The 18,537-nt window shown below is 41.2% G+C and carries 33 protein-coding genes; 10 read left to right on the top strand and 23 right to left on the bottom strand.

Translation table 11 applies throughout. The features are described from left to right. The first annotated feature begins 1 nt into the window (after position 1). From C8P65_RS03555 to C8P65_RS03525, 7 genes are all read left to right on the top strand, one after another. On the top strand, positions 2–475 hold the full coding sequence (locus C8P65_RS03555) for a terminase gpP N-terminus-related DNA-binding protein (protein ID WP_107781379.1): 474 nt from the start codon (positions 2–4) through the stop codon (positions 473–475). Continuing rightward, positions 468–2,057 (top strand): hypothetical protein, encoded by a 1,590-nt coding sequence (locus C8P65_RS03550; RefSeq protein WP_107781377.1) that lies wholly within the window; start codon positions 468–470, stop codon positions 2,055–2,057. The genes C8P65_RS03555 and C8P65_RS03550 overlap by 8 nt, the downstream gene beginning before the upstream one ends. A gap of 28 nt (positions 2,058–2,085) precedes the next feature. After that, the gene (locus tag C8P65_RS03545; protein WP_245887298.1) at positions 2,086–2,568 is read left to right on the top strand and encodes a hypothetical protein; all 483 of its coding nucleotides are present in this window, start codon (positions 2,086–2,088) and stop codon (positions 2,566–2,568) included. 32 nt (positions 2,569–2,600) lie between these two features. Then, the gene (locus C8P65_RS03540) at positions 2,601–3,032 is read left to right on the top strand and encodes a phage protein Gp36 family protein (RefSeq protein WP_107781373.1); all 432 of its coding nucleotides are present in this window, start codon (positions 2,601–2,603) and stop codon (positions 3,030–3,032) included. 2 nt (positions 3,033–3,034) lie between these two features. Then, the gene (locus C8P65_RS03535) at positions 3,035–3,526 is read left to right on the top strand and encodes a phage morphogenesis protein (protein ID WP_107781371.1); all 492 of its coding nucleotides are present in this window, start codon (positions 3,035–3,037) and stop codon (positions 3,524–3,526) included. Continuing rightward, positions 3,526–4,773 (top strand): phage portal protein family protein, encoded by a 1,248-nt coding sequence (locus C8P65_RS03530; RefSeq protein WP_107781369.1) that lies wholly within the window; start codon positions 3,526–3,528, stop codon positions 4,771–4,773. Before C8P65_RS03535 ends, C8P65_RS03530 begins: the two co-directional genes overlap by 1 nt. A 77-nt stretch (positions 4,774–4,850) precedes the next feature. Next, a complete protein-coding gene (locus tag C8P65_RS03525) occupies positions 4,851–6,047 on the top strand; it encodes a phage minor head protein (RefSeq protein ID WP_107781367.1) in 1,197 nt (398 codons plus the stop codon). A gap of 128 nt (positions 6,048–6,175) precedes the next feature. Here C8P65_RS03525 and C8P65_RS03520 read toward each other — a convergent pair whose 3' ends face one another. The 20 genes from C8P65_RS03520 to C8P65_RS12340 all read right to left on the bottom strand — a co-directional run bounded on the left by C8P65_RS03520 (position 6,176) and on the right by C8P65_RS12340 (position 15,574). Next, entirely contained in the window at positions 6,176–6,379 is a 204-nt protein-coding gene (locus C8P65_RS03520) for a hypothetical protein (RefSeq protein ID WP_107781365.1), read from the bottom strand. Positions 6,380–6,457: 78 nt separating this feature from the next. After that, positions 6,458–6,883 carry a hypothetical protein gene (locus tag C8P65_RS03515; RefSeq protein WP_107781363.1) on the bottom strand — a complete coding sequence of 142 codons (426 nt, stop codon included), beginning with the start codon at positions 6,881–6,883 and terminating at the stop codon, positions 6,458–6,460. Continuing rightward, a complete protein-coding gene (locus tag C8P65_RS03510) occupies positions 6,883–7,194 on the bottom strand; it encodes a hypothetical protein (protein ID WP_107781361.1) in 312 nt (103 codons plus the stop codon). The genes C8P65_RS03515 and C8P65_RS03510 overlap by 1 nt, the downstream gene beginning before the upstream one ends. A 10-nt stretch (positions 7,195–7,204) precedes the next feature. Beyond that, positions 7,205–7,519, bottom strand: a complete 315-nt coding sequence (locus C8P65_RS03505) for a hypothetical protein (protein WP_107781359.1) — start codon at positions 7,517–7,519, stop codon at positions 7,205–7,207. Then, entirely contained in the window at positions 7,516–7,809 is a 294-nt protein-coding gene (locus C8P65_RS03500; RefSeq protein ID WP_107781357.1) for a hypothetical protein, read from the bottom strand. The genes C8P65_RS03505 and C8P65_RS03500 overlap by 4 nt, the downstream gene beginning before the upstream one ends. A 6-nt stretch (positions 7,810–7,815) precedes the next feature. After that, positions 7,816–8,118, bottom strand: coding sequence for a hypothetical protein (locus C8P65_RS03495; protein WP_107781355.1), 303 nt, complete (start codon positions 8,116–8,118; stop codon positions 7,816–7,818). A gap of 12 nt (positions 8,119–8,130) precedes the next feature. Beyond that, on the bottom strand, positions 8,131–8,589 hold the full coding sequence (locus C8P65_RS03490) for a hypothetical protein (RefSeq protein ID WP_107781353.1): 459 nt from the start codon (positions 8,587–8,589) through the stop codon (positions 8,131–8,133). Between the two features lie 21 nt (positions 8,590–8,610). After that, entirely contained in the window at positions 8,611–8,898 is a 288-nt protein-coding gene (locus C8P65_RS03485; protein WP_107781351.1) for a hypothetical protein, read from the bottom strand. 20 nt (positions 8,899–8,918) lie between these two features. After that, positions 8,919–9,248 carry a hypothetical protein gene (locus C8P65_RS03480; RefSeq protein ID WP_107781349.1) on the bottom strand — a complete coding sequence of 110 codons (330 nt, stop codon included), beginning with the start codon at positions 9,246–9,248 and terminating at the stop codon, positions 8,919–8,921. Between the two features lie 20 nt (positions 9,249–9,268). Continuing rightward, complete coding sequence (locus C8P65_RS03475) at positions 9,269–9,451, bottom strand: hypothetical protein (RefSeq protein WP_107781347.1); 183 nt, start codon at positions 9,449–9,451, stop codon at positions 9,269–9,271. Beyond that, positions 9,438–9,860 carry a hypothetical protein gene (locus tag C8P65_RS03470; protein ID WP_245887296.1) on the bottom strand — a complete coding sequence of 141 codons (423 nt, stop codon included), beginning with the start codon at positions 9,858–9,860 and terminating at the stop codon, positions 9,438–9,440. Before C8P65_RS03470 ends, C8P65_RS03475 begins: the two co-directional genes overlap by 14 nt. Position 9,861: 1 nt before the next feature. Then, positions 9,862–10,161, bottom strand: a complete 300-nt coding sequence (locus tag C8P65_RS03465) for a hypothetical protein (protein ID WP_107781343.1) — start codon at positions 10,159–10,161, stop codon at positions 9,862–9,864. A gap of 131 nt (positions 10,162–10,292) precedes the next feature. Continuing rightward, positions 10,293–10,808 carry a host-nuclease inhibitor Gam family protein gene (locus C8P65_RS03460; RefSeq protein WP_107781341.1) on the bottom strand — a complete coding sequence of 172 codons (516 nt, stop codon included), beginning with the start codon at positions 10,806–10,808 and terminating at the stop codon, positions 10,293–10,295. Between the two features lie 29 nt (positions 10,809–10,837). Next, positions 10,838–11,125, bottom strand: a complete 288-nt coding sequence (locus C8P65_RS03455) for a hypothetical protein (protein WP_107781339.1) — start codon at positions 11,123–11,125, stop codon at positions 10,838–10,840. Continuing rightward, on the bottom strand, positions 11,118–11,318 hold the full coding sequence (locus C8P65_RS03450) for a hypothetical protein (RefSeq protein ID WP_107781337.1): 201 nt from the start codon (positions 11,316–11,318) through the stop codon (positions 11,118–11,120). Before C8P65_RS03450 ends, C8P65_RS03455 begins: the two co-directional genes overlap by 8 nt. A gap of 12 nt (positions 11,319–11,330) precedes the next feature. Further along, positions 11,331–11,726 carry a hypothetical protein gene (locus C8P65_RS03445; RefSeq protein ID WP_107781335.1) on the bottom strand — a complete coding sequence of 132 codons (396 nt, stop codon included), beginning with the start codon at positions 11,724–11,726 and terminating at the stop codon, positions 11,331–11,333. 2 nt (positions 11,727–11,728) lie between these two features. Continuing rightward, positions 11,729–12,394 (bottom strand): DNA repair protein RadA family protein, encoded by a 666-nt coding sequence (locus C8P65_RS03440; RefSeq protein WP_107781333.1) that lies wholly within the window; start codon positions 12,392–12,394, stop codon positions 11,729–11,731. Then, complete coding sequence (locus C8P65_RS03435) at positions 12,384–13,274, bottom strand: AAA family ATPase (RefSeq protein WP_107781331.1); 891 nt, start codon at positions 13,272–13,274, stop codon at positions 12,384–12,386. The genes C8P65_RS03440 and C8P65_RS03435 overlap by 11 nt, the downstream gene beginning before the upstream one ends. Further along, positions 13,271–15,313, bottom strand: a complete 2,043-nt coding sequence (locus C8P65_RS03430) for a hypothetical protein (RefSeq protein ID WP_107781329.1) — start codon at positions 15,311–15,313, stop codon at positions 13,271–13,273. Before C8P65_RS03430 ends, C8P65_RS03435 begins: the two co-directional genes overlap by 4 nt. A gap of 129 nt (positions 15,314–15,442) precedes the next feature. Continuing rightward, a complete protein-coding gene (locus C8P65_RS12340) occupies positions 15,443–15,574 on the bottom strand; it encodes a hypothetical protein (protein ID WP_281260394.1) in 132 nt (43 codons plus the stop codon). Positions 15,575–15,710: 136 nt separating this feature from the next. Here C8P65_RS12340 and C8P65_RS03425 point away from each other — a divergent pair, with 136 nt between their 5' ends. Further along, entirely contained in the window at positions 15,711–15,884 is a 174-nt protein-coding gene (locus C8P65_RS03425) for a flagellar FlbD family protein (protein WP_107781327.1), read from the top strand. Positions 15,885–15,933: 49 nt separating this feature from the next. Here the strand turns inward: C8P65_RS03425 and C8P65_RS12335 are convergent, their stop codons facing one another. The 3 genes from C8P65_RS12335 to C8P65_RS03415 are packed head-to-tail and all read right to left on the bottom strand — an operon-like array spanning position 15,934 to position 16,459. Then, on the bottom strand, positions 15,934–16,059 hold the full coding sequence (locus tag C8P65_RS12335) for a hypothetical protein (RefSeq protein ID WP_281260393.1): 126 nt from the start codon (positions 16,057–16,059) through the stop codon (positions 15,934–15,936). Positions 16,060–16,063: 4 nt separating this feature from the next. Beyond that, positions 16,064–16,249 (bottom strand): hypothetical protein, encoded by a 186-nt coding sequence (locus C8P65_RS03420; RefSeq protein ID WP_107781325.1) that lies wholly within the window; start codon positions 16,247–16,249, stop codon positions 16,064–16,066. A gap of 3 nt (positions 16,250–16,252) precedes the next feature. Continuing rightward, complete coding sequence (locus tag C8P65_RS03415; protein ID WP_107781322.1) at positions 16,253–16,459, bottom strand: hypothetical protein; 207 nt, start codon at positions 16,457–16,459, stop codon at positions 16,253–16,255. A 62-nt stretch (positions 16,460–16,521) separates the two neighbouring features. Here C8P65_RS03415 and C8P65_RS03410 point away from each other — a divergent pair, with 62 nt between their 5' ends. Continuing rightward, a complete protein-coding gene (locus C8P65_RS03410; RefSeq protein WP_107781524.1) occupies positions 16,522–17,373 on the top strand; it encodes a S24 family peptidase in 852 nt (283 codons plus the stop codon). Between the two features lie 716 nt (positions 17,374–18,089). Further along, on the top strand, positions 18,090–18,368 hold the full coding sequence (locus C8P65_RS03400; protein WP_245887294.1) for a hypothetical protein: 279 nt from the start codon (positions 18,090–18,092) through the stop codon (positions 18,366–18,368). Positions 18,369–18,537: the final 169 nt, after the last annotated feature.

Here is an 18,537-nt window from a genome sequence, read left to right as displayed (position 1 = left end):
TATGGCACGATTGACAGCTGTAGAGGCAGATTATAAGAGGTCGCAAGGCAAAGAACTTTTTACTAAGGGCTTTAGTATTGCCAATATATCGGAAATGATAGGTATAGGTGTAAAGACTTTAGGCAAATGGCGAGAAGATGGAAAGTGGGACGAGGAGAGAGAACTACAAACACTCAAACCTTCCAATATTCGCAAACTCACCCTCAAGTGTGCGCAGGCTATTGAGCGAGGCGAACCCTTACCTTATAAAGCAGACGACATTACTAAAATCGTTGCTGCCTTTGACCGTATCACTGACCATAATAAGATTGCAGTATACACTATGGAGAGCCTTGACGGCTTCTCTAACTTTATCTTAGAGAAAGCAGGGCAAAGTAGCGGTAAAAAGCGTGAAACTTATATGAGCACCATCAAAGAGATACGCCCTTACTTTGATATGTATATAACCGAATTATTACAGAAAGGAGATGACTAAAACAGAACTCAAAGAAGCCAAAGAACGCTATTTTGCGAAGTCGAAAATGATTAGAGAGCTTACCTACGAGGCTATACAGAAGGAAACAGCCGACGAGCAGGAAGCACGTATCAAACGACTTTTAAAGCCAGAAAACTATGGTGAGTTTTTCGACTACTATTTTGGCTTAGACAGTGGTTTGCCCTTGGGTGATGCCAAGACTCCTAAGTTTCATATTGACGATTATATAAGGCTATACAAAGACCCTTATGTCCGTCAGTTTAGAAAGAAGTTTAGGGGGGCGGGTAAGTCTATACAGTCGAACGTGGGCAATATATGCCACCTCAAGCAGAATAACCTTACCTTCTTTCCTATCCTCATAGGAGCTAACGAGGGCTTGGCTAAAATACTACTATCCGACTTACAAGCACACCTTGAGAACAATCAGAAGTTTATCAAGGACTTTGGTTTGCAACTCTCTTATGGGGATTGGTCGGATGGCGACTTTCAAACTACTGACGGCAAGCACTTCAAAGCCTTGGGGCTTAACCAACCTTTCAGAGGGTTGCGCTTTGGTATGTATCGCCCTGACTTGGCTATTTTAGACGATATAGAGGACTTGGATAGAGCCAAACGCCCCGATATGATAGAGAAGTACGGCAAGAAGATAACAGGCGACTTGGTGAAAGCCTTTCACCGAAAACGGGGCAGGCTCATCATCAACAACAACTATATTGTCAAAGACGGCATATTAGACTATCTATACGACAAGTGGAAAGATAGCCCACACCTGCACGATTCAGTTACGAATCTTGCTACTGTGAATATCACCCGCGAGAACTATATGGATGTAGAGTGGGAGCCCTCGTGGATAGAACGCGATACTAAGGAGGATATTATTCGTATCCTAATGAATGATGACTACTATACCTCTCAGCGGGAGGATTTCAACAACCCTATTGAGGAGGGCAAACTCTTTAAGGCGAAAGATATTGCCTTAGTACGCATAGCAGATAATGAGGCGTGGGACGGTTTGCTCGACCATTGGGACTTATCCTACACCGCTACGGGCGACTATAAAGCGGGGGTACTCATTGGCATCAAAGGTATTAAGCTGTACGTGTTGGAGGTATTTTGCCAAAGGTGTGAACTTAATGCAGCTATGGAAGTGCGTGCCCAATGGGTGAAAAAGTACCTTAAAAAAGGATATAATACTATAGGCTTCTTTGATGCTACTATGGCGCAGAAAGCCGTCTACACCCCTATTATTATGCAAAGTGCCGAGGACAACGCTTGCCCTAATATCCCTATTGGTCTGCACCAGGAGGGCGACAAGCACAACCGTATCTCGGCAGGGATTACAAATGCGCTCTTCCGCAAAATATTGTACTGGGACGAGACTTTGCCAAAACGTTCGGAACGCGACTACAACGCCTTTAATAAACAGCTACTTTCTTTTGAAAAAGGAACGGCTTCAAACGATGACGCCCCCGATACCTTAGAGCGTGCCATTACCCTTGCCCAACAGTATTTTGGCTATACCGAAAACCCTTTACAAAGCGGGCGACCTTTTATTGCCAAACACAAAAGGCGTAACGTATAACCTTATTATTCTCTAAAATTGTACACTGATGACTCCAAGAAAAGAACTATTTGTAAAAGTAAAACAAGCCCTTGCAACTATTGAAGGCATTGAGCTGATAGACCTGCAACGCGGGCAGTTTGACAACCCCGAAAACGGCTACCCCGAAATATGGACAGCTGCACTCATACAAGTAATGCCTATTACATACGAGACGATGACCCAACACGTACAAGAGGGCGAGTGTGAGTTTCATATTGATTTCTATTGCAAAGACGGATGGACAGACCAACACTTAGGCACTGCTGATGCTGAAGAGGGGCTTATGGAACTGGATATATTGGACAAAATCACCGATACGATACAATTCCTACAAGGTGAACAGTTCAAACCCGTACAGCAGGTGCGAGAGGAGGAACTACGCTTAAGTGATGACGGCATTATGAGCTATCGTATTACCTTCACCACCCGCATTTATAGACAAACACCCTACCCTTATACAGGCAGACGATTGCAAATCGCAAGCAATTAATCTTTAATCATTAACAATTAATCATTAGTAACGTGTATTTAACCAAAGACGAACTCAAAACCGTAGCCACTAAAGAGGTAATAGACCTTATTACCCAAGGCGATGAGCAGATAGTAACAGAAATCATTGCCGAAAGCATAGACCTAATGGCTTCTTACCTCTATAAGTATTACGATACAGAGGCTATTTTTGCCAAAGAGGGAGACGAGCGTAGCAAAATACTACTGAAATACCTTAAGGATATTGTTATCCACGAGATCTATATAAGGCGAAGTAAAACCCTCAACCAAGTGGTAAAGCTCCGCTATGACGAGGCTATGCTATGGCTTGAAAAAATAGCCAAAGGCGAAATAGAAGTCGCCCTACCCAAGCGCCTCAAAGATACCGATGGCGACGGCACCCCCGATACGCCCACCCCTTTTATGAAGCTCGGAGGGCGCAAAACCTATAAAAACCACTGGTGATTATGCCTAACAACAACTTACAAGAACTCCGCCAAAAGCTCGAAGCTCTCGCACGCTTGGTGGCTAATGATATCCCTATTGTACTTAAAACAGAGGGGCTCAAGTTTATTCAACAGAACTTCCAAGACGAAGGCTTTAATGATGAGGGCTTACAAAAGTGGCAACCTCGCAAAACTACCGATACACGTGGGAGAGACCTTACTCGTTACCGCTCGGATAGGGTAGGTAAAAAGGGCACCCTTACCCCCTTTGGCAAGCGTAACCAAGGACGTGCTATCCTCACAGGGCACAATTCAGGAGGCAACAAGCTGCGCAATTCATTTAGGGCGCGTGTAGAGAAAATGCAAGTTACCTTCTACACCCATAAGGAGTATGCCTTAAGACACAACGAGGGCTTAAAAGGTATGCCTAAACGACAATTTATAGGCGACTCCAAAACCTTATTTAATAATATAAAAAAGGAAATAGACCGTTTATTCAATCAACTACAATAATGGCAAAGCAACTCCATAAACAACGTATAGAAAAGAGTGTCACCCTTAGTGGTAATGCACTTAATAAAAAGGTACATTTGGGCAAAAACACAGCCCAAAACATTCAGCAGGTAACTAATCTAATGGTAGACATCATCAAGCGCCAACGCAGACTATGGCGTACCGAACTCAACCATTGGCACTCGGCACGTTATGCCCGTTATAGTGTGGACTACCCTCGTACTTACCCATTGGAGGAGGTATACCAAGATGTACTCCTCGATGGACACCTTACCGGTATCACCGAAAACCGTACCCTACGAACTACCAATAAGGACTACATTATCGTCATCGATGAGATTAAGGACGACACCCTAACCGAGTATATCAAGGACAAACAATGGTTTGAGGACGTAATCGAGTTCGCTCACCAAAGCATCTATCACGGGCATTCTCCTGTATGGATCAAAGAGGTAACCAAAGGCGAAATCAAAGCTGTAGAACTTATTGATAGGGGCTTGGTAATCCCCGAAAAGCACGTACTTTTAAAAGACTACGATGCTACCACTGGCATAGACCTACGAGATGTGCAAGAGGTAGTATTAGTAGCACAATTCTACAAGCATTCGGGGTTGCTCGAAAAGGCTACTCCTTATGCAATCCTAAAGCGCCATTCGTGGGGTTCGTGGGACGAGTTCGAGGAGCTCTTTGGCATTCCTATACGTATAGCTAAAATTGCTTCGCAGAGTGATAGTGTGAAAGAGGAAGTTGCCCAGTGGTTAGAGGAAATGGGTTCAGCTTCGTATGGTGTTTTTCCTATTGGTACTGAAGTAGATATTAAGGAGAACAGCAAAGCCGATGCCTTTCAAGTGTTTTACCGCAAGATTGAAGCCTTAGACAAGGAGTTATCAAAACTCGTACTTCACCAAACAATGACTACCGAAAACGGCAGTAGCAAGGCACAAGGCATAGTACACGAGAACACCTTAGAAGAGGTAGTCTATGCCGACGAAAAGAAGATGTTAGCTTTCCTCAATAACCAGCTTTTGCCCGCTATGCGTGCCATTGGCTACCCTATCCCCGACAATGCCAAAATAGCGGTAGAGAAAACCACAGACCCTAACAAGCAAATCACTATAGACGGGGTACTCTTAGGGCGTGGCTATATCCTTACCCAAGACTATATAGAGCGTACTTATGGGGTAGAAATAGAAAGTATGCCTACCTCCTCCCTTTCTCCTAAACCAGATGATAACCCCCAGCACTAAGCCTACTCAAACTATATTATCACACCCATTGTTGCTCCGATCACGAGACTATCAGGCTCAGCAAGGAAGACAACAACTTGAGTAGGCTCATAGAGGGGTACATACGTGAGGCTTTTGAAGAGCGTAGTATTAGTGAGGCGCAAAGCAAAGAACTATGGCAATACTACTACAAGCATTTAAATAAAGCCTTAGTAGAGGGCTACAACCCTACTATTGAGGAAACCAATACCGAACTCGTAACCTCACTAAAGCACAACCTTGCACGCTTTTCGGCTTTTAAAGAAACGAGCTTTAAACAGCAAATAGAAGCCTCTTTAACTAAAGACGGTAAGGTGCTTTCGTGGCAAGAGTTCAAAGCCGAAGCCAACAAACTGAATATAGAATACAATAGGCGTTGGTTGCAAGTTGAGTATAACCAAACAGTAGCCAATGCACTCTCTGCACAAAAGTACGAGGAGTATATAGCCAATAAGCGCATATACCCTAACCTTACTTATCACGCGGTGCACGATGAGCGAACTCGTGAAACACATCGCGCCTGGGACGGGCTTACGCTACCTGTGGAGCATTCTTTTTGGAAAACACACCTACCTCCTAATGATTGGGGCTGTCGTTGCTATGTAGAGCCTACTGCCAATCCTATAACCGAGGGCATTCGTACGGAAGACGTCCCTATAAAAGAAGCCTTTGCTAACAATCCCGCTCTTTCTGGTGAGATATTTCCAGTAATACCTTATACCAAAGGAATGAGTGAAAAAGCCGTAAAAGAGGTAGAAAAGCAGGTGGAAAAACGTCTTAAAAAGGAGAAGGCTAAAGCTAAAAGAGCAGAGGAAACGTGGCAAACCATACCTACTGAAAAGGGTACGGTGAGGGTAAGCTCATTGCACGGTAAGGATGAGAAAGCCGAAAATGTAGAAATAGCTTCTTACTTAGCTAATAAATATGGCTATGAAATAGACCTTATAGAAAAATCAAACATATCAGGGGTGAAAAGTGCCGATACGTTTAATAAAACATTGGATATAAAGCAGGAGTATAAACGTATTCATAAGCCTACTAAAAGTGCTGTTGATAATGCCTTGAGGGGTACAAAGGAACAAGCCAAACACATTGTATTGGATATAAAAACAGATTTTATAGATGGGGATTTAAGAAGTGCTATAAAAAGCCGTGTTTATAGGTCTGAATGGATAGAAGAGATAATTGTAATTAGGAATGGTGAGGATATAACCTATTTAAGGGAAGATATACTTAAAGAAGACTGGACTCTGTAAAATAAAACAGGCAGGTAAATAATAAGTTATTTACTTGCCTGAGTTGGGGTCGAGAGTTTTCTTATGTAGCCTCCCAACCAATTTGTACTGCAAAAGTACAACTATTTTTTAAACTACCAAAACTTTTTTCAACTTTCTGCATATACACCCTCATAAGAGAGGATAGCTTCTACAGTACGAGGGGATAAAAATACCCTACCTGCTACCTCCTCAATTACGGCATCTATACGCCATTGAGGGTACTTGTTTGTGAGCTCACCAAAAAGCTCACGTATCTTTTCATTACGCCTCTGTAGGCGTTGTTTGCGTTGTTTCTGACTTATAAGTTGCATAGCCACTAAGAGAATAGAATATTATGGTGCAAAAGTATAAAAAAGTCCGCTTATATGCAAGCGGACTTTTTTATACTATTACTCCCATCGCTTTTGGTTTAGGTAGGTCTCGGCGTAGGGCATTGCTGTACCGTCAAGTTTCTTTTTAGACTTTTCTTTGTCAATTCCTATGAAGGCTTTGATAACCTCTTCGGGCTTGAGCTTGTCGAACTTGCGTTTGGCAACTGCCTTAGTGCCGATTTTACCGTATTCGTTCCAAAAGTCTTCAAAGGTTACTGAGGCGGGCGTCTTCTCAATGCTGAAGTACTTTCGGAGGTTGGCGTCGCTTGCTAATATAGCAATACGCTCTTCATTATAGGGAAAGTAGCGCACAAGCCAATGCCACTGTTCGTTTGTTGGGGGTTCCCCTGTGCTCTGTAAAGTAGTTAGGTTTCCCTCTAAATCATATTTAAACAAATACTCAATTCGAGTGTTTTTCGATTTAAAAATATAGGTTGTTTCCATTAGGCTAATTGTTCGTTAATTGCATATGTTATTTGTAATAGGGTTTGGCGTTCGTATTGTCCGTAGTGTTCCATTGTAAGGATATATCCTAAGAACTTTTCTAACATATCGGCTTCGTAGAGCTTAAGCCAAAACCTGCGTTGTTTTTGTGTGGCGAAACCCATATAAAAGCGAGTGGCTTTGATAGTTACTTCTCGCATTATGCTATAAAGTACACGTTGCTCACGGTTGTTGAATAGGGGTTGCCCTATGAAGGTAGCGCGGGCAAGGACTTCGGCTTGGTCTCGTGATAAGGTAAGGGCGATTTTCATAGTGTTTGTGTTAAAATGATGATACTTCTATTATCTCTTTAATTGTTAATTTCCTTTCTACACTTAAGAAAAAGTTTATTATTGCATCAATACTACAAACGGAGGGAGTTATATCCGAAATTCCTAAGTCAATATATAAAGCTAAACCATCTTTTTCAGAATAACCCACATAAAACAAATGTAGTTCGACTTCATTATAATTACTAATTACTTCATTTTTGAGAAAGATTGCCATTTTAGCGCAATAGTTATCGTATTTTTCATAGGATTTATATATTTTTTCGGCTAATTCCCTATGTTTATGGTATAAATCGTTTGCTTTCATTGGCTTTTGTTTTTATAAAGGTCTATTAGTTTGATGAGTAAGGACTGGCGGGCGGCTTGGTAGGTTTGCAGGTGTGCAAAATCCCAAGAGGTACCGCTATCTATAAAAGGGGTAAAGATATAGAGGGAGGTGCCCGCAGGGGTGCTTTCGAGATTGCCGTAATAGCCGTGAGCTTCAAACCATTGAAAGGCTTGCTCCCAAGTGGGAAGGGGTATATCAAAGCCTATATCTTCAAGCTGTTTGACTATTTCGGGAGGTACAAGACAAATAGGGTATCGTTCTGTTTCCATTGGAGCCTATAATTTAATTAAGTAAGCGGGCATAAGGATAAAGTTGTCAAACTCAAAACCGCATAGGTGATGCTTGTTGTTATCAAAGTATTGCGTAAAAGTGACGCTAAGGGGTTTGCATCGGGGGTACTCTTGGTTGAGTTCGTTAGCTTTTTCAATGATGTATTGCTTTATTTTGGTTAAATCATCTGCCCGATATAGTTCTCCGTTCATTCCTCTTAGAAAACAAGAGAATTGGGCTTGTAGCTTGTTTTTTGTTTGTATACCATTACCTAAATAACAGTAATAGTGTGTAGGTATTTCTTTCATTTTAAATGCTGTTTAAAAGGTTATACTTCCCATTATTCTTTTTTCTTTGTCCCTTTGCTGTTCTTTGAATATTTCGATGAGTGCTTCCATACAGTAAAGGCGGGCATTTTCGTAATCGAATGACATTCCTTTTCCTTTTTCAATGTCAAAGCGGTTATAAATTCGATAAGAATACCAATCCATTGCCCCCATATTTGGGCGTATGTAGGAAAATAGTCCGCGTACTCTAAACCATTCAAAGACTTGTTCGTAAGTTGGAATATCTGTAAAAGGGCTTCCAGGTGAATTGCCACTTAACACAAAATCTTTTATTGAAAACTCTGTTTTCCCCTTTAAACTGCCCCATACCATTGCAGTAATACCAACACCTTCTGAGTATGAGAATAAACAAGGCTCTTTAAAACCTATATCTTTGAGTTCTTTGGCGATGTCAAGTGGGACAAACCAAGTGAGGTAATTTTCTTTATTCATTTTCTTTCTGTTTTTTTAAGGTTATTCTTCTTCAGCCTCTTCATCTTCAGCTTCCTCTGAAAATTCTAAGCTGTCAATTTCGTAGGTGTAATGAGATGGTACTCCGTTATAGCCTACATCGGCAACGAGTTCTATAGCTTGTTTGTAGGGGTGATTGGTTAGAGGGTCGTTATCCTCACTATATACCATTTCTTTTTTGTACATAGCTTGTAGTTGCTGAGCGACTTTTTCAGTAACTTCACCACTAAATCTAACTTGGTATGTTACTGTTATACCTAATTCGTCAATTGTTACTGTTTTATTTTCCATTGTTTTTTGTGTTTTAGTAATTAAAAACTTTCTTTTTCAATATTTATTGTAATGTTATCTTCATCGAAGTACTTAATGATGTATATCGTCTTTCCTTCACGGAGGATAACAGAGGAGGGTAGTTTGCCAATTTGGTTGCGGAAGTAATGAAAGGTGTTGTATATACCTTTTTTAAAAAATCTCACATCAGTTTTTGCCTCACTTAGTTCCTCTTCTAATTTTTTAACTTTTTCTTCTGCTTTTATGGTCATATTGCACAAACGCAATAGCTCTTTTTTTGCTGCTTGAGGGTTTCCATTAATTCTATCGCATATTGAGGAGTAACTTATATCATAATCGTCTATTTCCATTATATTTTGTGTTTAAAGGGTTATACATTCCACTCTTCTTTAGTGAGTTGCGCGCCACAGTCTTTACAGAATAAGGCTGTTACTTCTACTGTAACGTAGTGGGCAAGGGTGCGGAGCTCTTTATGCTTGTGGGGGCAGGTGCGAGCCGCACAGGCAATTAATTTGCTAATTTTCTCATTGGCTAATTTTCTAACTTCTTTCATAGCGTTGCTCGTTCATTTTCTCGAATATGTTATTGACCCTGCCTACTTCACTGGGGGTGAGGTTTTGGAGCTTTTTTTTGAATGGGTTTTTGCTTGAGCAGAACCATTTGCCAAGGCGTTTGATGTCGGCGTATTTGGGGTTGGCTTCGTCTCGCCAGCCGAGTTCGTGGCATAGGGCTAATAGCTTGGCGTGTTGCTTGTTTTGGGCATCGAAATAGGCGTGCATCTCGAAATGGTAACCAAGGTGCTGGGCGAGGGTGAAAAACTCGTCTTCGGTGAGGTTTTTGGTACTGGGGAGGTCTCTGCCAATAAAGCTGCATACAAAGTGCAGGCGGGCTTCTCTGTCCTTAAAGCGTTTGCCTAAAAGGCTTTGAAGGATACATATTTGGTGGGGTTTTATTGTGGGCATATTATTCATTTTTAACTGTTACTTTTACATAGTCGCCTACGTTATACTCTTTGTAGTCGTTTTCGTATATTATTATTTTGTTAGTACCTTCTTTGTTGGCAACATACATATAATATTTTGCGGGGTGATAGGTGCTTGTGCGTACTTTTCCAACAAAGTGGAAGGTTGTATGGGCTGTTATCATTTCTTTGTCTACTACAAAGCCTATAATGACCTCTGTTTTGTTTGTTTGTTCATTGTTCTTTTTTCCACAAGAGAAAAATAGTAATGATAGTCCTAAAAATATAAGTGCTTTTTTCATTTTAAATGGTGTTTAAACGTTGTTTAAAAATAGCTCCTCGCCTTAGTGGATCTCCTATGGGCGTCCCCTTAGTGCCAGCGACCGAACTAAGGGCGGAGGAGCTTCTTTTAGCTACCGAGATAGCTAAAAGTTTATTCGGCTTCTTTTTTGACTTCGACAAAGAAGGTTTCGTCTTGCACGACTGATATACCTACTTTTGGGAAGAGGGTGGCTATTTGCTCGTCTTCACGGTCAGCAAGAAGCTTATCTTTAGCAGGCTCTTCGGTGAGGCGTACGTACTGGGGTAGAAACTCTTTGAGGAGGTTGGTAACAGCTCCCCAAGTGAAGCCTTTGAGAGTTTTGAGTTTTGGCGTGCCTGTGCGGAAGCCGATAGTTCCGTGAAGGCTGTCGAGAGACTTTTTCTTGGTGAAAAGGGTGTCGCGGTTCTCGAGGGCGTAGGCTTGTAGTACATCGAAGTTGTCATCTTTGATTTGCTGCAAATTAGTGATTTTGTCGGCGTACTTGTCGCGTATTTTGGTTACTTCTACATCAATAGTAGCATTGATTTTGGCGATTTCGGCTTCTGCCTTGGCATAGTCTGAAAATGAGGTTTCCATTTGTTCTTTGGTAACACCTGTTTGTACGATTTTTTTGGTTCTTGTTGCCATTTTTATATGATTTTTAATTGATTACTTTGTTATTTTCCATTTACTTCGGCTTGGTATAGGGGGTGTACGGCTAAGGGTAGCCATTGGGCGGTGCTGTCTTGCCATAGGAGTTCAAGGGTTTCGGGCTCGTAGCGAAAGGCTGGGGGTTGCCAGCGCTTTCGCTCTGTCCAGTCTTGTAACTTCTGCACTAAGGCGGGTACTTTGTCGGTTTTACCTGCGCGGTATTGGCAGGTGGCAAGCCGTTGCTCGAAGGTAAGCACTTGTAAAAAAGTGTCGAGGGCAAGGGCTTCTGTGTATGCTAAAAATCTACTATTCATTGTTTTTTTGTATTAGTTTGCCGTATTTTTTGAGGTCTGCCCACCAAGTTACATTATTGCCGCTAATGCCTTGAGGTAGATAGCGAATGGGGCGTTTTTGTTTTTTGGCGGTTTTGAGCAGCTCTTGTGCGTGCTCTCTGAGCTTGCGGTTGATGTAGTCGTAATCGCTGATTTCGTTAGGTTCTAATCTCATCTTGTGTTCGGTTTATCTTCGGTTAGTGTTAGCTTGGTGTTCGCTTCGAGCCGCACGGGCAGTTATTTTTTTGAGTAATATACTGGGGTAATATTGCAGGATATTTTCTGCGTAGATAGTGATGAGCAGGAGGACGTCGTCGGCATTGAATAGGGTGATGTCGTTGCCGTAAAGGCGTTCGATGGTTTTCTCCACCTCACTGTACCACTGATCGTCATACCAATTGAGTAGGGTATCGTGGGTGATGAGGGTTTTTAAGTGCAGCCCTCTACCTATGGCGGTGTTACATAGATTGGTGCACCATTCGTTGTAGAACTCATAGCGGAGGTTTTCGTACTGTAAATAGGTGAGCCCTAATTGGCGGGCGAGAGCGTGGCGATAGGTGATTTGTTGGGCTATTGTATTCATTGTTAGGGTGTTTTTAAGAGTTTAAAATCGCGTTCTTGGGCTTTTTCGGCTGAGATGAGATAGGGTTCTAACTCATTGGCTCCTGTACGTGTCTTTTCGATGTAGGCTCGGAAGTCTTTGACGAATATACGGTTTTGACTAAGCCAGTAGAATTTGTTGGCAACGGCTCCTTTGGGGTTTCCCTTACTATCGGTTTGTGATATGCCAATAAAAAGGGTGTTAGGAAATGCTTCTATGAGTTTGTTGTATAGGCTTGCGGGCTTGCCGTCGAAACACTCTTGTATACTGTCAATAAATACTATTTTAGGTTGTTGTGGACGGTCCAGGCGTAGCATCATTTTGTCTACATATTCTTTTTGTACGCTGTAGCGTTTTCGGTGCTGTTTGAGCCCGTAGCGGTCGAGGTTTTCAATGAGTGATAGGCTGCCACACTCTTCTAAGGAGTTGTATAGTACCTTTTCTTTTTGGCAGAGTTCTTTCATTAGCTGTAGGGCGTAGGTGGTTTTGCCGTGCCCTGAGTCGCCATAGATAAGGAGGCTGCCGCTTCGTTCTACCTTGCCGAGATGGTTTGCCCATTGGGGTGATAGGTCGATTGTTTTGTACTTTTTGCGCGCTAAATCTTCGTAGGTATAGGCGCGGGGTATGATTGTTTTTTCGTTATTTTCCATCATTGAGTTGTTGTAGGCGTTGCTTTTCAATTTCGGTGCGTACTTTTCTGAGGCTTCCTGCGGTGTTAGCGTACATTTGTGCAGGGCTGATAGTTGAGCCATTGGCTTGGCTTACTTGTGCTATTTGGCTGAGTAGGAAGGCTTCGATAGCTTCTTTATCAGAGGGTGGACTTACACGGCTATACTTGGAGCCATAGCGGTCGAATATTTCGGCATAGCCTACTTTTTTGATACCCTTATTACGGTCGATTTTAGCTTGTAACCCGTCGGCCCCCATCATATACCAACCGCAAACATATTCGGTGGCATTCCAAAGGCTTTTGAGTTCCAAAAAGGCGTGGTATTCGAGGTCGCCAGCTTCGTCTAATATCACTAAAGGGGTTTCAAGCTGTTTTAGATAGTAAACCAAATCTTCATACACTTCGGCATATCGTCCTGTATAGGTAATGCCAAACTCTTGTGCGATTTTGCGTATAAGTTTTTGTTTGGTTTTTACTTGTGAGCAGTCGATATATACGGCGTTTTTATTTTTGCTTACATATACTTTGGCGGTGTGTGTTTTGCCTATACCTGCACGGTCACATAGGATAGCCGAAAGCGAGCGTGTTTGGCAGGCGGTAAGCTGGCTGTATATGTACTGAAAGGTTTCGGTCTCTACGGTTACCCAAGGAGCCTCATCGCGGAGTTGTACTTGTAGTTTGCGGGCGATGCTTATCCATTTGGCATCGGATAGCACGCCATCGCGTTCGCCTTTCATTACACGGTTGTACTGGGCACCATTGATGCCAAGACTTTTGGCGTGATGGGTGTCATAGCGGTAGTTTTGTCGGTTTTCGGCAATTGCTTGTACGATTTTTTCTTTTAAAACTGTGGTTATCATAAGTCTAATAATGCTTTATTTATGGTTTCTACTTTTGTTTTGCTGTACTCTTGATAGTTGAGTGCGGGTGTCTCGGTGTAGTCTACTGGTGTGTAGTCTACTTCGGTAGCGGTGGGTATGGGCGCGGTGAGGCTTCCTAAGCGGTTGAGCTTTTGCACTGATTGGGTACGTACCATTTGGTCGAACTTGGTAACATAACTCATTGCTTCGGCATATTGTTGCTCATCGTGCTGAGTCCATTCGGCATTAGCACGGTTGAAGGTAGGCACAGGGCTACAGGTGCAGAGGAAGGCTCCGTTTTGGTATAGATACACTTCGGTAATGCCGTCCTTATTAGGCAAGTAATAGGCTTCTACTTGGTAGTTGTTGGGGGCTAATAAGGTAAGTACTTGTGGGTTGGGTAGTTGGTATTTTTGGTATTGTACGGTTACATACTGACTACGGCGTATGGTAGTAGTGGTACATTTGCCTATGTATTGGGCTAAAAGGGCTCGGTTGAGTTGTGGCAAATTAGGGTTTACGTTCTCTAAAAATACCTCCAAACGTGTCTTCCCAGGGAAGCGTTGTTGGTCGGGGTGGGGTTGGTTGTTGTATAGGGTTTGCTCTTGGAGTTCCATTGCTACAATATCATCATAAGAGGCTTTGGCTTCTTTGTAATTATTGTTGAACTCATCGAATATCTTTTGTTGTGTGGTTCGGTTACTATCACGGCGGGCATAGTGGCGACCTACGTTTTGGTGTCTGTTTTTCTCAATACCGTATTTTTTACCTCGTATCATTGTCTCGGCATACTTCTCTTGTGAGTTTGTAGGGTTACAGAAGCGTACAAACGGAAATAGGTTGTTAGCTTTCAGTAGCCCGTCGGCAAATTCTCCCGTTAGGTGTCGTTCTACTTCTATCTGCATTGGGGTGCCCAAGCCATAGGAGGTAGTGAACTGAAACATTGAGCGGAAGCAGTCTAAGAACAGCTGGGTGTCTTTCTTTTTGCTGTGTGCGATACCTATTAGGGCAGTGCTCATCACATCGTAAGCATAGTATGCCATTACTTTGGTGCCGTCGGGTAGCTTGGTGTGCATTATATCGCGGTCATCAAGGGTTATTTTACTCATTGAGTAGAGCGGTGCGTGGCGGTGAACGTGTGGGCGCAACTTGTGGCTAAAATCGTACTCTCCGTTGCGGGCTTTGGCTATGATAAGCTGATTTTCGGCTTTGCTAAGCCATAGTTTTACAGTGCTTTCAGATACTTCTAACAGGTTGCCATTCTCATCGCAAAAATCGTCTACGTTAAAGAGTTCGCCCGTAGCACGGTCAAAAAGTTCTATTTCGCCGTATAGAAACTGCTTGTAAATATCATATACCGAACTAATGTAAGGTTTATTAGGCATACAGCAGATGGATATAAATAGGCGTTCCATAGTAGGGGTTACTACCTTGGCGTTGTCGGAGCCTTCGCCCTTGTGAATGAAAGTGGCGTAACGCTCGGTAAGGTACTGGTTATATTTGCGCTGTAGGCTTCGTGGGTTGTTAGGTAATGAGAAGCTCCACTTTTCGGGGTTTAGCGCATTCACTGCTTCGCTGATGTTTTGCCATATTTGGGTTTTGCGTTTACCAAAGGCTTTGGCAGTGAGCGGACGGCTTTTAAGCAAGATTTCGATGGCACCCAGTATCATAGCGGAGGTGGCTTTCTCTCGCTGTTGTGAGAGGGGGAGTGATTTGCCGTTAGGTTTGCGGTGCTCAGCAAAGAAGTTGATAGCTTCGGGGTCGGGCACGATGTACTCTTCTAATACATTGGTAACGATGTGAGCCTCTTCGGGCTTGCCGAGCATACGCACGCAAAATTCTTTTGTATTCACACCTTTCACTACGGGGAGGCTATCAAAGGCTACCCACGCTTCATTACCTTGCCCTTTGCCTGCTTGGGTAACTTGGAGCTTACCACGCTGACTGTACGATTTGTAGGTGTTGTAGCTCATTACTTTCCAATCGTCATACAATAGGCGTGCGGGGATAGATAATATGTTATTTTGGAATGCGTACATAGTTTTGTTTTTTTGGCGTTTGCCTTGCTCCCCAGTGCAGTTGCGAGCTGCGCTTAATGCTGTTGGTCATACCAACCACTGGGGAAAACAACAATAAAATCAAAATATAAAAAACGTGATGTGGTGTTATTAGTGGTACTTCACTGGCTTGTGGTACTCTATTTTTTCTCTTTTTACGACGATACCTAAGAAGGTTGTGCGTATCTCTCTGCCGATAATGAGAAAGTCCTCATTAATTAGGTAAATGGTTTTTACTTTCATTTTAAATAGGGTTTAAAAGGTTTTTAAATGCTTCCCAAGGCGGTTGCGAACCGCTGCAAACTTTCTTGCCGTTGGTCGTACCAACCTTGGGAAATAATTACTAACTTTGTGGCGTCTAATTTTAATTTTAGTAATTATGTTCATTAGAATTACAACCACACTGGAAGGTGAATTTTTAGTGGTGAATACTCACCATATTATCACCGTAAGAAGAGGAAGTGACTTTTGTATGATTACTCTCATTAATGGCGAGAAAATCTATACTAATGAGTCTTTTGAGTCTTTAATGAATAGGCTCTCCTCTAAATGATAGTTACTAAGTTTCTATCTTTGGGGTATGCTGTGCAGTATGCCCCTTTTTACATTCCTAAAGAGCTTTCTTTCTTAAATATGAGTAACCCTAAGAAGCGGACTGTTTTTATTACTTTACGCTCTTTTTTCTCTTCACTTTCTATGAGCACTACTTGTGTTTTTACTTGTATCATTGTATTATTCATTTATGGGTTCTAAACATTCTACGTCGTAGATACCTACACTGTTATCGGCAAAGGTTATAATGCCTAATGTATAATCTTCATAGGTGCGTATATCGGTTAATTTGCCTACTTTTCCTTTTTTACCGTAAGGGTCTGTGGTGATAAAAGGTGATACTCTTACTTTGTTTCCTACTTTCATAGCTTAATCATTTAAAAATTCTTTTACTTTCTTTTCAGAAGGGGCAATCATACTATGATAGTCCTTTCTGATTTTGTCGGCTGAGAGGCTTGTGCGCTCGCCGCTTACACACTGGCGAATGTATCGCCCAGAGAAACCGTGTTTCTCAATTAATGCATTTATTACGCTTGCATTGTACTTGTTATACTTTTTTTTCTTACTTTTGTCCATTGTTACTTATTGTTCCAATTCTGGCGCAAAGGTATGTCAAAATTTTATCGCTACAAAATATTATGGACAAAATTTTAGCACCTATTAAACAAAGAATACTTCAATTTGTTGATTATAAACAGATTGAGAGGAAAAATTTTTTCGGCGAATTGAATGTTGCCACTTCAAATTTTAGAGGAAATGCTCTTTATAGCGAAGTAGGAGGTGATGTTATCGCCAAAATTTTGTCAAACCATCCTAAATTAAATGCAGAATGGTTGCTCACTGGAAATGGCGAAATGCTTAAAAGTGAAGGGGCTACAGAAGTAATAAAGACACCTCGTGTAGAAATTATTGAGCCTATAAAGGTAGAGGGGCGTAGTTTAATGCCTAAAGTAGTCGTAGTAGATGATGACGATAATGACCGTATTCCATTAGTTTCAGTAAAAGCCCAAGCGGGCTATCTTGAGGGCTATGATGATAGCAATTACATTGAGGAACTACCTACATATAGTCTTCCTGAAATGCGAAATGGCACATATCGTATGTTTCAGGTCAGCGGTTTTTCTATGTATCCCACCTTACAGGATGGTAGCTATGTAATAGGTAAATTTGTTGAAGATTGGGAGTGGTTGGGTGATAATAGGGTATGTGTAGTAGTCACAGAACGCGATGGGGTAATCGTAAAGAGGGTAACAAATAGAGCAAGAGAAAAAGGGTTCCTTTATTGTAAGTCTGATAATAGAGATTACAAACATATTAAGGTAATGTTAGAAGATATAAAAGAGATATGGGAGTGTCAAGCTCATATATCTTTTGAATTCCTTGACCCAGTTACCAACTATCAGAAAATTGCAGAACTTGAAGTGAACTTATCGGAATTGCAGGACAAGGTGAAAAACTTGGAGACACAACTATTGCCCGCACATACATAATATATAGAGGAAAATGGAATAAAAGGTGTAGAAAGCGGGTATTTGTGCAGGAGAAACTATACCCTTTTTGCTTGTTTTTAATACAAAATGCTAAAAATCAGTATTTTATATAAAAATAAACTTTAAAAAGCACTACAATACACCCCCCTTTACTCTACAAAAAAGCCCATTGGTTGCACTAAAAAGAATATACAACCTACTTTACTACCCTAAAAATAGCCCAAAAGTGCACCCCTAACTGCACCCCTAAGTGCACCCCTAATGCTAAAAATAGGGTGTTTTTAGTCTTTGCTGGGTGAGTGTCTTTTGTGGGTATTTTCTGGCCCTCTGGAGGTGGCTTTTTGGTAGCTATAAGACACAAAAAAACGCCCAAAAAGGGCGTATTTATAAGGTTTTTGGCAATTATAGAGGTATATATGCCTGCCAATAGTAATTACTTCTATTTAAATGGTAGTTATCGGGTAATTACTCGGTAATTAAATGGCAATTAAAAGTGGTTTTTTGTACGTTTTGTTTTACCTGCCTTTTTGGGCTTTTTTATTGTAACTACTTGTATTTTAAGGATTTTAGGGCTTTTTTGATTATGATAGTATTGTATATTTCATATTACTGCCTATAAATATAAATTTTATCCAATAGTTTTATTTCGTAATAAAATTAATGTAAAAGACTATTATTGGTTCAATTTCTATGATGATATTTTCCAATATATAGATATGAAAAAATCCAAATTCATACTAGAATGGAGAGATGTCATCCAAGAATTCTGTTTTACATCAAAGGAATTTTATTTAAGCAAAGAACAAGAAACCTTTGGAGATTTTGAAAAAAATCTTATCATTAAAGAAGTTTACCTATTAAATTCTTTTCCTAAATATGATATATTTCATTTTGAGGGAAGAAATATTATATCCGAAAAACTATTGAATGCTTTTCAAGAAAACAATATAACAGGCTATGAAGTATCAGAATACGATGTTCTGAAAACGGAATGAAAATTTAGGTGATACCCAATGGATATTTGCAAGAACAGATAATATTAGAGACCTTAATATTCTAAAATCAAAAGTATTACAAGCTCTTAAAACAGCTGACGGAAAACCTATTAAGGAGTTAGAAAAAATTTCTACAGAACAAACTAAGAAATTATTTCCTGAATTTAAA

The organism is Capnocytophaga leadbetteri, from assembly GCF_003054025.1.
Classification (GTDB): domain Bacteria; phylum Bacteroidota; class Bacteroidia; order Flavobacteriales; family Flavobacteriaceae; genus Capnocytophaga; species Capnocytophaga leadbetteri.
This window is presented reverse-complemented; position numbering and strand designations above follow the sequence as displayed.

Bases quoted from the DNA above. Each gene is read 5' to 3' on its own strand.
- C8P65_RS03555 (WP_107781379.1), top strand. From the start codon at position 2: ATGGCACGATTGACAGCTGTAGAGGCAGATTATAAGAGGTCGCAAGGC.
- C8P65_RS03550 (WP_107781377.1), top strand. From the start codon at position 468: ATGACTAAAACAGAACTCAAAGAAGCCAAAGAACGCTATTTTGCGAAG.
- C8P65_RS03545 (WP_245887298.1), top strand. From the start codon at position 2,086: ATGACTCCAAGAAAAGAACTATTTGTAAAAGTAAAACAAGCCCTTGCA.
- C8P65_RS03535 (WP_107781371.1), top strand. From the start codon at position 3,035: ATGCCTAACAACAACTTACAAGAACTCCGCCAAAAGCTCGAAGCTCTC.
- C8P65_RS03530 (WP_107781369.1), top strand. From the start codon at position 3,526: ATGGCAAAGCAACTCCATAAACAACGTATAGAAAAGAGTGTCACCCTT.
- C8P65_RS03520 (WP_107781365.1), bottom strand. From the start codon at position 6,379: ATGCAACTTATAAGTCAGAAACAACGCAAACAACGCCTACAGAGGCGT.
- C8P65_RS03515 (WP_107781363.1), bottom strand. From the start codon at position 6,883: ATGGAAACAACCTATATTTTTAAATCGAAAAACACTCGAATTGAGTAT.
- C8P65_RS03510 (WP_107781361.1), bottom strand. From the start codon at position 7,194: ATGAAAATCGCCCTTACCTTATCACGAGACCAAGCCGAAGTCCTTGCC.
- C8P65_RS03505 (WP_107781359.1), bottom strand. From the start codon at position 7,519: ATGAAAGCAAACGATTTATACCATAAACATAGGGAATTAGCCGAAAAA.
- C8P65_RS03500 (WP_107781357.1), bottom strand. From the start codon at position 7,809: ATGGAAACAGAACGATACCCTATTTGTCTTGTACCTCCCGAAATAGTC.
- C8P65_RS03495 (WP_107781355.1), bottom strand. From the start codon at position 8,118: ATGAAAGAAATACCTACACACTATTACTGTTATTTAGGTAATGGTATA.
- C8P65_RS03490 (WP_107781353.1), bottom strand. From the start codon at position 8,589: ATGAATAAAGAAAATTACCTCACTTGGTTTGTCCCACTTGACATCGCC.
- C8P65_RS03485 (WP_107781351.1), bottom strand. From the start codon at position 8,898: ATGGAAAATAAAACAGTAACAATTGACGAATTAGGTATAACAGTAACA.
- C8P65_RS03480 (WP_107781349.1), bottom strand. From the start codon at position 9,248: ATGGAAATAGACGATTATGATATAAGTTACTCCTCAATATGCGATAGA.
- C8P65_RS03475 (WP_107781347.1), bottom strand. From the start codon at position 9,451: ATGAAAGAAGTTAGAAAATTAGCCAATGAGAAAATTAGCAAATTAATT.
- C8P65_RS03470 (WP_245887296.1), bottom strand. From the start codon at position 9,860: ATGCCCACAATAAAACCCCACCAAATATGTATCCTTCAAAGCCTTTTA.
- C8P65_RS03465 (WP_107781343.1), bottom strand. From the start codon at position 10,161: ATGAAAAAAGCACTTATATTTTTAGGACTATCATTACTATTTTTCTCT.
- C8P65_RS03460 (WP_107781341.1), bottom strand. From the start codon at position 10,808: ATGGCAACAAGAACCAAAAAAATCGTACAAACAGGTGTTACCAAAGAA.
- C8P65_RS03455 (WP_107781339.1), bottom strand. From the start codon at position 11,125: ATGAATAGTAGATTTTTAGCATACACAGAAGCCCTTGCCCTCGACACT.
- C8P65_RS03450 (WP_107781337.1), bottom strand. From the start codon at position 11,318: ATGAGATTAGAACCTAACGAAATCAGCGATTACGACTACATCAACCGC.
- C8P65_RS03445 (WP_107781335.1), bottom strand. From the start codon at position 11,726: ATGAATACAATAGCCCAACAAATCACCTATCGCCACGCTCTCGCCCGC.
- C8P65_RS03440 (WP_107781333.1), bottom strand. From the start codon at position 12,394: ATGGAAAATAACGAAAAAACAATCATACCCCGCGCCTATACCTACGAA.
- C8P65_RS03435 (WP_107781331.1), bottom strand. From the start codon at position 13,274: ATGATAACCACAGTTTTAAAAGAAAAAATCGTACAAGCAATTGCCGAA.
- C8P65_RS03430 (WP_107781329.1), bottom strand. From the start codon at position 15,313: ATGTACGCATTCCAAAATAACATATTATCTATCCCCGCACGCCTATTG.
- C8P65_RS12340 (WP_281260394.1), bottom strand. From the start codon at position 15,574: ATGAAAGTAAAAACCATTTACCTAATTAATGAGGACTTTCTCATTATC.
- C8P65_RS03425 (WP_107781327.1), top strand. From the start codon at position 15,711: ATGTTCATTAGAATTACAACCACACTGGAAGGTGAATTTTTAGTGGTG.
- C8P65_RS12335 (WP_281260393.1), bottom strand. From the start codon at position 16,059: ATGATACAAGTAAAAACACAAGTAGTGCTCATAGAAAGTGAAGAGAAA.
- C8P65_RS03420 (WP_107781325.1), bottom strand. From the start codon at position 16,249: ATGAAAGTAGGAAACAAAGTAAGAGTATCACCTTTTATCACCACAGAC.
- C8P65_RS03415 (WP_107781322.1), bottom strand. From the start codon at position 16,459: ATGGACAAAAGTAAGAAAAAAAAGTATAACAAGTACAATGCAAGCGTA.
- C8P65_RS03410 (WP_107781524.1), top strand. From the start codon at position 16,522: ATGGACAAAATTTTAGCACCTATTAAACAAAGAATACTTCAATTTGTT.
- C8P65_RS03400 (WP_245887294.1), top strand. From the start codon at position 18,090: ATGAAAAAATCCAAATTCATACTAGAATGGAGAGATGTCATCCAAGAA.